This is a genomic window from Pseudoxanthomonas suwonensis (assembly GCF_000972865.1).
GTDB lineage: Bacteria > Pseudomonadota > Gammaproteobacteria > Xanthomonadales > Xanthomonadaceae > Pseudoxanthomonas > Pseudoxanthomonas suwonensis_B.
Genome location: NZ_CP011144.1, coordinates 1,882,952 through 1,896,499, shown reverse-complemented (window position 1 = coordinate 1,896,499; position 13,548 = coordinate 1,882,952). Strand labels below are relative to the sequence as shown.

Annotated in this window: 8 protein-coding genes; 3 read left to right on the top strand and 5 right to left on the bottom strand. The window is 70.9% G+C overall.

The genetic code is table 11. The annotated features are described in order from the left end of the window. Position 1 precedes the first annotated feature (1 nt). The gene (locus WQ53_RS07905; RefSeq protein ID WP_052631654.1) at positions 2-1,024 is read right to left on the bottom strand and encodes a TRAP transporter substrate-binding protein; all 1,023 of its coding nucleotides are present in this window, start codon (positions 1,022-1,024) and stop codon (positions 2-4) included. Continuing rightward, on the bottom strand, positions 1,021-1,863 hold the full coding sequence (locus WQ53_RS07900; protein ID WP_428992276.1) for a 2-keto-4-pentenoate hydratase: 843 nt from the start codon (positions 1,861-1,863) through the stop codon (positions 1,021-1,023). The genes WQ53_RS07905 and WQ53_RS07900 overlap by 4 nt, the downstream gene beginning before the upstream one ends. A gap of 152 nt (positions 1,864-2,015) precedes the next feature. Between WQ53_RS07900 and WQ53_RS07895 the strand changes: the two genes are divergently transcribed. The 3 genes from WQ53_RS07895 to WQ53_RS07885 all read left to right on the top strand — a co-directional run bounded on the left by WQ53_RS07895 (position 2,016) and on the right by WQ53_RS07885 (position 5,144). Beyond that, positions 2,016-3,050, top strand: a complete 1,035-nt coding sequence (locus tag WQ53_RS07895) for an alpha/beta hydrolase (RefSeq protein ID WP_082112912.1) — start codon at positions 2,016-2,018, stop codon at positions 3,048-3,050. Positions 3,051-3,053: 3 nt separating this feature from the next. Next, positions 3,054-4,694, top strand: a complete 1,641-nt coding sequence (locus WQ53_RS07890; RefSeq protein WP_052631652.1) for a carboxylesterase/lipase family protein — start codon at positions 3,054-3,056, stop codon at positions 4,692-4,694. Between the two features lie 174 nt (positions 4,695-4,868). After that, a complete protein-coding gene (locus WQ53_RS07885; RefSeq protein ID WP_052631650.1) occupies positions 4,869-5,144 on the top strand; it encodes a hypothetical protein in 276 nt (91 codons plus the stop codon). Positions 5,145-5,282: 138 nt separating this feature from the next. On the opposite strand, the gene WQ53_RS07880 is transcribed toward WQ53_RS07885, so the two are convergent. From WQ53_RS07880 to WQ53_RS07870, 3 genes are all read right to left on the bottom strand, one after another. Next, positions 5,283-9,107, bottom strand: a complete 3,825-nt coding sequence (locus WQ53_RS07880) for a LamG-like jellyroll fold domain-containing protein (RefSeq protein WP_052631648.1) — start codon at positions 9,105-9,107, stop codon at positions 5,283-5,285. A 42-nt stretch (positions 9,108-9,149) separates the two neighbouring features. Then, complete coding sequence (pelA, locus tag WQ53_RS07875) at positions 9,150-10,232, bottom strand: pectate lyase (protein ID WP_236685929.1); 1,083 nt, start codon at positions 10,230-10,232, stop codon at positions 9,150-9,152. A gap of 170 nt (positions 10,233-10,402) precedes the next feature. Then, the gene (locus WQ53_RS07870) at positions 10,403-13,354 is read right to left on the bottom strand and encodes a TonB-dependent receptor (protein ID WP_144409267.1); all 2,952 of its coding nucleotides are present in this window, start codon (positions 13,352-13,354) and stop codon (positions 10,403-10,405) included. Positions 13,355-13,548 lie beyond the last annotated feature (194 nt).

The window sequence follows — 13,548 nt, the reverse complement described above, 5'->3', positions numbered from 1 at the left end:
GTCAGGCGAGTTCGCGGATGCGGCGGTAGAGGTCCCCGATCTCCGGCTTCTGGCGGTACTCCTCCAGCAGCGGTTCGGCGGCCTTGCGGAACGCGGGCAGGTCGACTTCGTTGGCCTGGATGCCGTGGTCGAGCACGCCCTGACGGGCGAGGGTCTCCGATTCCTCCCACTTGGCGCGCATCACCGGCACCGACTCGCGCGCGGTGCGCACCAGCAGTTCGCGGTCGGCCGGGGTCAGCGACAGGAAGCTGGCGCGCGACATCACCAGGATGTCCGGCGCATAGGAATGGCGGGTCTCGGACCAGTAGCGGGCCGCCTCGAAGTGGCGGCTGGAGTGGAAGCTGCGCATGTTGTTCTCGGCGCCGTCGATCATGTGCGTCTCCATCGCCGAGAAGGTCTCGCCCAGCGACATCGGCGTCGGGTTGGCGCCGAGCAGGCGTACCAGCCGGATGAAGATGTCGGAAGGCGCCACCCGCATCTTCAGGCCGTGCAGGTCCTTCGGCTGCGCGATCGGGTGCTTGGTGTTGTAGAAGCAGCGGCCGCTGGAGTCGTAGATCGCCAGGCCGACCAGGTCGCGGCTCTCGAAGCTGCGCAGCACCGCGTCGCCGACGTCGCCGTCGACCACCCGGCGCAGGTGCTCGACCGAGTCGAACACGTACGGCAGGCACAGCGCCTGGGTCAGCGGGAAGGCGTTGTTCAGCGCGCCGGAGAACACCCGGGTGATGTCGATGACGCCGTAGCGGGCCATGTCGATCGCCTCGGCCTCGCGGCCGAGCTGGCCGGAGTGGTACAGGCGGATCTTCAGGCGGCCGCCGGTCTCGCGTTCCAGGGTCTGGCCGATCCAGCGCACCGCCTCCACGGTCGGGTAGTCGGACACGTGCACGTCGGTGGCGGTGAGCACGCGTGGGGCATCGGCAGAGGCCGTGCCGCCGGCGGCGAAGGCGCGGCTGGCTGCCGCCAGCGGCAGGGCGCAGGCGGCGCCCACGCCGCCCAGCAGCAGCCGGCGCCGGGTCATCCGGCTCATGGCGCGCCGTCCGCGCCGGCGGGCACGGCGTGGCAGTCCAGCGTGGCGTAGCCCTCGAACACCACGCGCGCGCGCTGGCCGGCGGCGATGTCGTGGATCCCGGTGGCGTTGCCGGTGGCGATGTACTCGCCGGCCTTCAGCGGCCGCCCGCGCCGCGCCGAGCGCGACAGGGCGAAGGCGAACGCCGCGCGCAGCCCGCCGGGCAGGCGCTGCGCGCCGCCGCGGCCGACGCTGGTGCCGTCGATGAAGGTCTCGGCCGTCAGCGTCGACTCGTCCTGCACGGCCCAGTCTGGTACCGCCGGGCCCAGCACCAGCCCGTTGTTGTTGCCGAAGTCCGACACCACCACCCGCGGCCCCAGTTCGTTGATCGTGGCCAGCGGGCTGCTGGCCACCTCGACGCCGACGAACAGGGTCGCCGGCACCGCGGCGGCCTCTTCGGGCGTCCAGTCCAGTTTGCCAGCCGGCACGTCGGCCTCCAGCCGCAGCACGTACTCGGCCTCGACCGCGCCGAAGCCACCGGTGAACACCGGAATCGGCAGGCTGCCACCGGTAGCATTCCACAGCTGGCGGGAAAAGATCGGGCCCAGCAGGCGCTCGTCCCCGGACCCGTCGCGGCGCTCGGGGGCGATGTAGCCGACCTTCCAGCCCACCACCGTGTCCGGCCAGCGGGCGATGGCCAGGTCCTGGACCCGGTAGGCGGTGGCCAGGTCCTCGGGAATGGCGCCGGGAAAGCCTTCCAGCGCGGCGCCGCGGCGGCGGGCGCCGACGAAGCCGTCGGCGATGGCCGACAGCTGCGGCGGGGCCGGCGTATCGTCCTGGTGGCCTGTGACAGTACTCAAGGTGTCTCCCCGGAAAAGTGCTCTTTGCGTGTTGCGCCGCGGATCGACAGCGGGCGCGGAAGCTGTATATGGTAAACCGGTGTCATGCCGCAATGTGCACCGCGTCAATGCGCCTCTGCACGCTGCAACGCAACATCCGGCGAGGGCCTCCCATGCATCCGCTGTACCGGCTACTGGAGCACCTGATCGGCGCGTCGCGGCGCGCGCGCGGTAGCCGTGCCTGGCTGTTGTTCGTGTCCGTGGCGGCGGCGCTTCCCGCCTTCGCGGCACCGGCCCCGGTCGATGGCGCCGCCGCGCCGGTGCAGGTGCCGCTCTGGCCCGGACCGGCGCCGGGCTCGCAGGGGCTGTCGCTGGCGCAGCGCATCGTCGAACGCAGCGCCGACCCGGCCCTGCCCGACCGCTATGCCGACGGCATAGCCGCGCCCTCGCTGACCGTGTACCGCCCCGCCCACCCGGATGGGCGCGCGTTGCTGGTCGTCCCCGGCGGCGGCTACCAGCGCGTGGTGCTGGACAAGGAGGGCACCGCGCTGGTCCCCGCCTTCGCCGAGGCCGGCGGCCTGACCCTGTTCGTGCTGCAGTACCGCCTGCCCGGCGAAGGCCATCGCGATGCGCGCGATGTGCCCCTGGCCGACACGCAGCGGGCGATGCGCCTGATCCGCCGGCGCGCGGCCGAGTGGGGTGTGGACGCCGGCAGCGTGGGAGTCATGGGCTTCTCCGCCGGCGGGCACGTCGCCGCCAGCCTGGCCACGCGGCACCGCGAGCAGGTGTACGCGCCGGTCGACGCGGCCGACGGACTGGATGCGCGACCGGCCTACGTGCTGCTGGTCTATCCGGTGATCGACATGGGCGCACACGCGCATCCGGGTTCGCGGCAGGAACTGCTCGGCGATGCGCCCGACGCCGCTTCGGTGCGGGCGTACTCGCTGCAGAACCGCGTCGACGCAGCCACGCCGCCGGTGTTCCTGCTGCACGCGCAGGACGACGACGTCGTGCCGGTGGAGAACAGCCTGCTGTTCGAGGCCGCATTGCGCGAGGCGGGCATCGGACACGAAACCCATCTCTACGCGCACGGCGGCCATGGCTTCGGCGTGCGCGCGGCGCGCGGGACGCTGGCGCTGTGGCCGCAGCTGGCGCTGGCCTGGATACACGAACAGGCACCGCCGGGCCCGGCCCGGATGAAGGACTGAACGATGCCGGATCCGACCTTCCCCGCCGGCGGTGATCCGGCCGATTTCCGGCGTCGCCGGCTGCTGCAGGCCGCCGGCGCCGGCGCCGTCCTCGCCGGCATCGGCCCGCTGGCGTTTGCCGCGTCCGCTTCCAGCGTGGTCGCCACTACCCGCAGTGGCCGGGTGCGCGGTGTGTTCGAGCAGGGCGTGCACGCGTTCCGGGGCATCCGCTACGGGGCCGACACCGCGGCCACCCGCTTCCGGCCGCCACGCTCGCCGCAACCGTGGCGCGGGGTGGCCGAGGCGATCGCCTACGGTGCATCCGCGCCGCAGCGCGGCCACGACGGCCCCGGCAGCGAGGACTGCCTGTTCCTCAACCTGTGGACCCCGGGCCTGCGCGACGGTGGCAGGCGGCCGGTGCTGGTCTATTTCCACGGCGGCGGCTACGACACCGGGTCAGGCAGCGATCCGCTGTACGACGGCGGCCGCCTGTGCCGGCGCGGCGACGTGGTCGTGGTCACGGTGAACCACCGGCTCAACGCGTTCGGCTACCTGTACCTGGGCCTGCTCGGCGGAAGCGAGTACGCGGCATCGGGCAACGCCGGCCAGCTCGACCTGGTGCAGGCGCTGCGCTGGGTGCGTGACCACGCTGCCGAGTTCGGCGGCGATCCGGGCAACGTCACCGTGTTCGGCCAGTCCGGCGGCGGCGCCAAGATCGCCACGCTGATGGCGATGCCGTCCGCGCGCGGCCTGTTCCACCGCGCCTGGACCATGAGCGGGCAGCAGGTCACCGCGGCCGGCCCGCGCGCGGCGACCCAGCGCGCGCAGCTGTTCCTGCAGGCGCTGGGCATCGACCCGGCCGCGCCCGATGCGTTGCCGCGGCTGGGCGCGCTGCCGGTGGAACGGATCCTGGAGGCGACGGCGGTGCGCGACTTCTCGCGGATCGAGGACACGCGCCTGTACTTCGGCCCGGTCATGGACGGCGAGACGCTGCCGAGGCATCCGTTCTGGCCCGACGCGCCGGCGCAGTCGGCGGCGATCCCGATGGTGGTCGGCAACACCCGAGACGAGACGCGCGCGTTCCTCGGCAACGATCCGCAGAACTTCGCCCTGTCCTGGGAGGCGCTGCCGGCGCGGCTGGAACGGCAGCAGTACGTCGACCTCCGCGCCGATCTGGTGGTGGCCGAGTACCGGCGCCTGTACCCGCACTACACGCCGTCGGAGGTGTTCTTCGTCGCGACCACCGCCGGGCGCTCCTGGCGCGGCGCGGTCGAGGAACTGGAAGCGCGCGCGCGGCAGGCGGAGCCGGCGGCACCGACCTGGGCCTACCAGCTGGACTGGGGCTCGCCGCTGGACGACGGCAAATGGCGCGCATTCCACACGCTGGACATCCCGCTGGTGTTCGACAACGTCCGCCAGCCCGGCTCGCGTACCGGCGACGGCCCCGGTGCGCAGAAGATGGCCGATGCGATGAGCAATGCGCTGCTGGCGCTGGCCCGGCACGGCGATCCGAACCACGCCGGCATCCCCGGTTGGGAACCGTATTCCATGGCACGGCGGCAGACATTGCTGTTCGACCTGCCGCCGGCGCTGGCCGACGATCCGCGTGGTGGCGAGCGCCGCCTGTGGCAGCAGGCGCCCTTCATCCAGCGGGGGACGATGTAGGCGCGATCCTGCGGATGCCAGGCACCGGCAAGTCGCGCAGGCGCCCGGGGCTGCCCGCAGGGTCGAGCAACGGCGTGCCGGCGCGTGCGGCGCGCCGCAATGGCGAGCGGGTGCGGGGATTGCGCTGCGCACGCCCTGTAGACTGCGGCCGACGACAGCGAGGCAGGCGGCAGGATGAGGATCACACCCACACCGCTCACGGCGGCGCTCGCCGGGGTGTTCACCGGACTGGCGATGTCCTGGCTCTGGCCGCGGCTGGGCGACGACACGCTGTACTGGATCGCGGCATTCCTGCTGGTGGTGGCGCTGCCGGCGCATGCCTTCGTGGTCGGGTTCGGGCAGAGGCCGGGCACTACCGGCGCGGTGGACGCCGCGCTGCTCAAGCGTGTGGTCGCCTGGCTGTTCGCCGCGATCGCCGTCATCGTCCTGGTGCGGATACTGCCGTTGTAGCGCCTGCGGCCTGCGGCTGCGTTTGTCCCGGACTCGGCATCGGAACCCTCCGGATACCGTGGCGCATGAAAGCAAGAGGCCGGGCATGCCCGGCCTCTTGCCTGCCACTGCTGCCCGCGGCCGCAGCGTGCCGCTTCGCTAGCGCACGGCGCGGCGGTTGTTGACGCGGGTGACCTCCTCGGCGTCGCCGTCCAATGCCACGCGCACGTACAGCCCCTCCGGATCGCGGCCGCCCAGCGGCAGGGTCACCACCGTGGTCTTCGGCAGCAGGTCACTGGGCGCGGCCAGCGCCGGCACCGCCACGCGCAACAGTTCGCGGCCGCGCGCGTCCTCCAGCACCGCGTAACCGGCGCCGGTGCCGGCATGGCCGAGGCTGTGCACGGTCACTTCCACCGCGTCGCCGGCCACGCGCACGTCGCCGCGGCCGATGCCCAGGTCCGGGCGGGTTTCCACCGGCGTGCCCGGCGCCAGCAACTCGAACTCCATCACCAACGTCTGCATCGGCGGGAACACCACTTCCACTGAGGCGCCCTTCTCCAGCGCGAACTCGCGCGTGGCGGCCTTGCCGTCGATGCGGTCGTCGCCGTCACGGTCGATGCCCGAGGTCATGCGCCAGGTGCCGGCGTCGACGTTCCAGCCGGTCATGCTCGCGCGCTGCGGCTTGGCGCCGAGGTTGAAGCCGATCACCTTGAAGCGGTCGCGGCGCGGGTCGGGCACCAGGATCGCGACCTGCTCGGCGCCGCCGTCCTGCTCGAAGCGCCAGCTCACCGTGTGGCCCGGATACGACTGGTTGCGCTTGAGCGCGATGCCGCCCAGGCGCGCGCGCTGCAGGAACTCGGTCGGTGCCTCGACGCGGTCGGACCACCAGTGGCCCTCGGTGATCATGTACTCGCGCAGCGCCTTGGACTCGATGCCCTCAGCGTGCAAAGCCTCCAGGTACCGCTTGTCGCCGGTCTGCTGCCAGGCGGCCAGGCTGGGGAAGCCGGTGGCGCCCTTGTCGGCCGCTTCCACCAGCGCCTGGCCCCAGTCGTCCTGGCGGCCGAGCAAACTGATGAAGTTCTCGCCCAGGTTGGACAGACTGCCCGGCCCGCTGCGCTCGGCGCGGTAGTCGAGCGCGCGCAGGTACCTGTCGTCGCCGGTCCAGCGGTGCGCGGCCCAGAACAGGTGCATGGTGTCGCCGCCGCCGGAGCCCTGGACCAGCTCGCCGCCGCGGGTCTCGCCGGTGGCCCAGTGGATCTCGTTGGGCAGCGTCCAGCGCCCGTCCTTGTCGGTGTAGGCATGGGCCAGGTAGCTGTCGGCCAGGCCGGTCACCAGCCTGCGGCCGGTCGGGTCGGCGTTCCAGTCGCCGAGCAGGAAAGCCGGGTGCAGCGCCGGGAACGAGTACGGCTTCTGCCACTGCCAGTTCGGTTCGCGGTAGATCTTGTGGCCGCCGAACCAGTTGCTCGACCACAGCAGGTGGCCCTGCGGGTTGGTCAGGATGATCCGCTCGTCGTACGCCTTGACCGTCTCCATCAGCCGCTCGAGGGTGAGCGGGTCGCCCCAGTTGAGGTAGAGCATCGCGCTGTTGCTGTTGATGCCTTCCTCGTAGGCGTGCAGCTCGTCGGTCTCGATCGTGCTCAGGCCGTTGGCGAACAGGCCGTTGCGATAGACCGCCTCGGCCAGCGCGGTGAGCGAGGCGTTGATCTTGTCGGGCTTGATCCCCATCAGCGCCAGCCCGGGCCACTGTTGGACCAGATCGGTGTCGTCGGACAGGCCGCCGCCGAAATCGCCGTATTCGACCTGGCGGTTGTCGATCCACCAGTCGATGAAGCGGCGCGCGGCCTTCAGGTCCTCGACCTGGCGGAACGCCCACAGCGGCACGCCCTTGGGCGGTTGCGGCTGCACGAACAGCGGCCGGCCCTGGCTGTTGTAGCTGATGTAGTTCCAGTACTGGCGGCCCTGCTGGTGGTCCGGGTCGACCCGCAGCAGGTCGCTCAGGTCGGCATACACGCGCGCGTACAGGCGCTGGCGCTTGGAGGTGGTGTGCTCCTCGACCAGGAAGCCCCAGTTGTCGCGGACCTGGTCGAAGCGGTCGGCGATGTGCTGCTTCTTGGCTTCGGCGCGGTCCTTGAACACCAGCCGGACCTCGGCGCCGTGCAGCGAGCGCGCGTTGAAGCCGGGCGCGGCCGAGGCGACGCTGATCCACAGGCTGTCGGCGGTGAGGATGCGGTCGCGCAGGTCCAGCCACAGCGTGCGCTTCTGCCCCGGCTGCACCGACACCGACACGTCGATCATGTCGCGCGCCGGCCAGATCGGGTCCTTGACCCGGATGTTGAGCGGGATCAGGCCGTCCTGCGTGGCCGGCAGGTCCAGCGCGGGCAGGTCGATGGCGACCCCGTCCAGGCCGTCGTACATGTTCTCCCAGCTGTGCGCCCAGCTGCGGATCAGCGGCTGCGCCGGCGGTGCATCGCCGACGCCCGACGGGATGAGCACGTGCACGATCGGTTCGGCCGCGGTCGGCAGGGTGTCTTCGCCACGCTTGCGCGAGCCGGCGCCCTTGGGCAGCGCCATCACCGTGCTGCGCCGCGCCGGCAGGAAGCGCCCGTCGATGTACTGCCGCAGCGCCTGCACGTTGCCGTAGTCGGGCAGGATCGTGCTGTCGACCACGTAGGTCTGCCTGACCGTGCCTTCCGGCTCCGCCGCGTCGGTGACGTGGTAGGCCCAGATCTCCTGGATCGGCGTTTCCTGGGTGGTGTTGGTGAAGCGCAGGTGGCCGCCGCTGCGGGCGGCGAACTGGTCGACGCTGCGCACGACGCCCTGCGGCCGTTCGAACAGCGGCTGCTGGTGGTCGCGGTCAGGACCGTGGCTGGCCTGGCCGTAGGCCGCGCCGCGGATCTCGACCCGGTTGAACGGCTCGTCGGGCATCGCCAGGTCCAGCGCCTGGCCACCTTCGACGTAGGTGTTCCAGTCCGGCAGCTGGAAGTAGTCGTCGCGGCCGGGCAGGCGCGAGCGGTTGTACACGCCCGGCCAGGTGGTCTCGGGGATGCCGTCGTTGCCTTTCCACATCCACTGCTTCAGGTCCTTCACGTCGGCGAAGCCGAGGTGGCGGATCGAGGTGGCCGGCGCGGCCAGCGCCGGCGGTGCCTTGCCCTGCTCCCAGCCGTAGCGGTGCCGCCACGCGGACTGCCGCGCGTTGTCGCCGATGGCGACGGACGAGGCGGGCCTGGCCGCCGCCAGGTCGCCGCGGCGCGCCAGCGTGGCCACGCCGGGCGCGTCGAGCATGCGGTCATAGACCCGGATCTCGTCGAAGTCGCTGCCGCGCAGGAAGTTGTAGCGGCTCTGCACCTGGTAGGGCGCCATCACCCGCCCGGCCAGGCCGAGCTGGTCGAGCGCCGCATCGTAGTCGCCGGTGGTCCCTTCGCGCGCGACCTCGCTGCCGTCCACGTACAGGCGCACGCCGGCGGTCTCGTCCCAGGCGAAGGCCAGGTGCGTCCAGTCTTTCGGGCCGGGGACCTTGTCCAGCTTGAACGACACCCGCGTGCGCGCCAGGTTGGCGTCGGTGACGAAGGCGTCGAAGCCGTTCCCGTTCCAGTCGATCCGCAGCCAGACCATGTCCCAGCTGCTGTGGTCGGCGTAGCCGACGCGGAAGATCACGAACGGCGCCTCGCCCACTGCGTAGCGCGGCCGCCAGAAGAACGACAGCGTGCCGCGCTCGGCGAAGATGTTGCCCGGCGCGTTCCAGGCCAGCACGCCGTCATCGGCCCATTCGATCGCGCCGCCCTGCACGCCGGTCGGGACGATCTTCACCTTGTCCTGGAAGTTCGGCACCGCGTCGCCTTCGGCGTGGTCGGCGACGAAGCCCTGGTCGGCCGAGACCCGGAACAGCAGCCGCGGGGTGCCGTCCGCGTTCGCGCAAACGGGCGGCGCGGCCAGTAAGGCGGCGACGAGGGCGGCGAACAGGACGGGGCGGATCGGTTCAATCATCGGAGGGGTGTTCCACTTGCACGGACGGTAGGGGTTGCGGCATCAGTCGGCGGCGCCGGGCGCCACGGCATGGACCTCGCGCCAGCGCGGCAGTTCCTGTGCCAGCAGCTTCTCCGGCCAGGTGCCGTACCAGGCGTAGCCGGTGCGGCGTTCGTTGGGCAGTTCGGCGAACGCCACGCGCTGGCTGTCGCGGTTGACGAACAGCGGCTGCTGGCGTTCCAGGTCGTAGAAGCGCGCCCATAGTGAGGCGCCGGGTTCGCGCACCACCTGCACGTCCTTGCCGGTCTCCTCGCCCGGGTCGTCGATGCGCCGCACGGCCAGGTCGCGCAGGCGGTGCGATTCCAGCCAGCGGGCGGCGGAGTCGACCGCGGCGACGATGCGGGCATCGGGTCGCGGCTGGCGCATCAGCAGGCGCAGCACGCCGACGGACTCGGCCACCGCCAGCGACGGCAGTTCGTAGGCGCGGGCCTTGGCCGGCTGCAGGGTGACCTCGTCGTACTGCGCCGCCCAGATCGTCGGCCGGCCGTCGATCCGGACCTGGAGGGCGAGCAGGTTGTCGATGCCGCGCCGTACTGCTTCGGCGGCGCGCGCGCCGTATTCGGGCGTCAACGCGGCCAGTGCGCCCTCGCCTTCGGCGATGTCCTGCAACAGCGCCAGCGCGTTCACCATCGCGTCGTCGTTGAGGGTGATCTGGTGGCGATAGGAGGAACGGTCGGGATGGAACTGCGGCCATCCCCCATTGGGATACTGCGCGCCCAGCAGCCAGGCCACGCCGCGGCGCGCGGCATCGAGGTAGGCCGGGTTGCCGGTGTCGGCGTGGGCCTGAGCCAGGTAGCGGATCTCGCGGGTGGTGGCCTCGTTGTCCAGGGTCGCGTCGTCGTGCCGCTGCGGGTCGCGCAGCGCGGCGCGCTCGCCCGCGTCGTAGCGGCGGCCGTAGTCGACCTTCCTGTCGCGGTAGTGCTTCGACCAGCCGCCCGAGGGCGTCTGCAGCAGGAGCATGTTCTCGGCCACCGGGTCAATGCCCGGCGCCGGCGCGTCGGCCGTGGCCGCGAGCGCGCATGCCAGCAGTCCCGCCAGCATGAGCAGGCGGACCGCGAGCCGCGCGCGCATTCCGGCGCCTTTCATGGGAGCGGCGCCTGGTACATGGGCCGCGCCTTGGTGCCGCCGTCACCTCTATCGGGCAGGAGGAAAAAAAGCCGGCCCCCTCCATGCATCGGCATGGAGGAAAGCCGGCTTCCGGTTTCCCGGCGGCGCCCGTGGCGACGGATTGTGGGGCGCGGCCGGTCCATCGAGGGTCAGAACTTGTAGCGAAGGCCCAGATAGTACTCGCGGCCGGTGTGGTGGTAGACCGAGGTGCTGTCGCGGTACGAGTCCACGTACTGCTGGTTGAAGGTGTCGGTCAGGTTGATGCCCTCCAGGGTCACGGTCATGTGCTTGTTGACCTTGTAGGACAGCATCGCGTCGACGCTGCGGGTGTCGCGCTTGCCTTCCACGTCGTTGCCGTTCTGGCCCGGCACGCGCTGCAGGTAGTCGTCGCGGTAGGACATGGCCACGCGTGCGGCGAAGCTGCCGTTGTCGTAGAACAGGGTGGCGTTGTAGGACGTCGGCGACAGGTTCACCAGGTCGTTGACGAAGGTCACGTCCGAGTTCAGCACGTCCGGATTGCCGTAGGTGATCTCGGACTGCACGCGGGTGTAGTTCATGATCGCGCCGAAATCCTTCCAGAAGCCGGGCAGGAAGGTGAACGGCTGCTGGTAGCTGATCTCGAAGCCCTTGAGCGGGCCGCCCGGGGTGTTGATCCACTGGCGGAAGTCCACCTCGTTCTGCGGATCGAAGCCCGGCGGCAGCCACTCCAGCGGCAGGCCGGTGTCGGCGTAGGGCATGCTCTGCCGGTACTGCTGGATGTAGGTGTCGATGTCCTTGTAGAACAGCGCCAGCGACAGCAGCGACTCGTCGGCGAAGTACCACTCGGCGCTGAAGTCCACGGTGGTGGCGCGGAACGGTTCCAGGAACGGATTGCCGACGTTGGCGGTGCTGGTGCCGCCGGTGGCGTTGAAGCTGATGCCCGAGCCGGGGTTGAGCGAGGCCAGCTGCGGCCGCGCCATCACCTTGGCCGCGCCGAAGCGCAGGACCACGTCGTCGGCCACGTCCCAGGCCACGTTCAGCGACGGCAGCCAGTCGTCGTAGTCGTGGTCGTACACGACCTGGGTGCCGCCGCCGACGGAGGTGTAGCCGGTCGCCTCGATCTCGGTGTGGGCGTAGCGCACGCCGAGGTTGCCGCGCAGCGGTCGGTCGGCCAGGTCCAGGTTGAAGTCCACCTGCAGGTAGCCGCCGGTGTCCTCTTCCTTGATGCCGAAGTTGTTAGTGCGGGCGTTGCCGTTGGTGATGCCGGTGAGGGTGAAGTCGCCGCCGGGGGCGCCGGTGTTGCAGTTGCAGTAGATGTCGAACAGCTGGACCAGCTTGCCCAAGTCAGGGATCACCCACGACGAGGGCGAGCTGGAGCCCAGGCCCTTGCCGAACCCGGTGATGCGGGTGGCCACGTCGGCCAGGGTCGTGCCCGCCGGCAGCGCGGGCACCACCGTTTCGGAGGCGCGGCGCGACTCGTAGGAGCGCATGTCGTACTGCTTCCAGGCCAGGCCGCCACGCAGGGTGTAGCTCTCGCTGGCCAGGAACGCCAGGTCGACCTTGGCGTTGTCGAACTGGTTGTCGGTGCCCTGCGGGCGGATGCGGATCTCCGAGCCGGTGCTGTTGACCGGTGGGTTGCTGATCCAGTTCCAGGCGTTGACGTCGCCGGTGTCGAACCCGTAGTTGATGTCCGGCAGGTTGCGGTTGTTGCGGAAGTCCCAGCTGTAGCCCTGGATGTTCTGGATGTCGAAGGTCACCGTGGTCTGGCGCGGATTGCTGAACTCCGACTTGGAGGTGCCGACCAGCGCATCCATCCGCAGGCGGTCGTTGAACTCGTGCTCGAGCAGGGCGCTGAACTGGGTGAACTCGGTGGTCAGCGCATCGAAGCGCGACTCGGCGCGCACGTCGACGTTGTCGAACACGCCGTAGACCAGGTCGCCGCGGTCGTTGACTTCTGCGGCGCGGACGATGGTCTGCGCCTTGCCGCCCTGCGAGGAGTTGCGGCTGAAGGAGATCGACTGCAGGAAGTCCTCCTGGCGGGTCGAGTCCAGCTTGGAGTACAGGCCGTCCACGCTGAGCGTGGTCGCGTCGCCGAGCTTGAACTGCAGCGAGCCGGTGACGCCGGTGCGCTCCTGATCGTGGGTCAGGCGCCCGTAGCGCGGCAGGCGCGGGTGGAACGAGTCGCGCGCGGCCACGTAGGCGGCCACGTTCTGCGGGGTGTTGGCCGGACGCGGGATCAGCACGCCGCCGGAGTTGTGGCAGTTGGCCGCCGAGGAGCCGCGGCCGCTGTTGTTGGCCGGCTGCTGCGGGGTGTAGCCGAGCGGGCTGCAGAAGGTGGTGGTGCTGCTGGGCGTGGCGTCGCCCGGTGCCCAGCGCACGCTGCTGAAGCCTTCCTCGAACAGGGTGCGCTCGCTGTAGGCGGCCGACAGCAATGCGCCGACCCGGCCGTCGGCCCAGGTATTGGCGATCAGCGCCGAGGCACGCGGGTTCACCTCGCCGGACAGGTCGTTGTAGCCGCCGTTGACGCCGACAGAGGCGGTGAATCCCTTGTAGTCGAACGGCCGCGCCACTCGCAGGTCGACGGTGGCGCCCAGCGAGCCCTCGTCGACCTGCGCCGACTGGGTCTTGCGCACGCGCACGTTGCTGAACAGCTCGGAGGCGAACACGTTGAAGTCGAAGCCGCGGCTGCGGTTGGCGCCGCCGGAGCTGTCGGTCGCACCGGTGGTGGCCAGCGCCTCCAGGCCGTTGATGCGCACGCGGGTGAAGTCCGAGCCCAGGCCGCGCACGCTGATCGAGCGGCCCTCGCCGGCGTCGCGGTCGATCGCCACGCCCGGGATGCGCTGCAGCGCCTCGGCCAGGTTCAGGTCCGGGAACTTGCCGATGTCCTCGGCCATGATCGAATCGATCTGCTCGGTGCTGTAGCGCTTCTGCTCCAGCGCCCGCTCCAGGCTGGCGCGGAAGCTGCCGACCACCACGATTTGGTCGAGGTCGGTCACCTCGGCGCCTGCGGGCGCGGCATCGGCTTGCTGCGCAAGCGCCGCGACGGGGGCCGACAGTGCGACCGCGATCGCGGCGGCGAGCATGGTAACCGGTGTCTTCCGACGGCTGGTGTGCTGCGACATCGTCATCTCCCTCCCCAGGGTACGTGGTGATGTGGGCACGCCGAGAGCGTGCCGAACGCGTGCGGATGCCGGAATGACACCGCTGGTCAACGTGAAAGCTAGCAGCGCCACCGGGCCTTGGCATCTTGCAGCGCACCACGCCTGCTGCCGCGGCAGCGTGGCCATCGCGCTTGCGCGCCCATCAAGATGGCCGC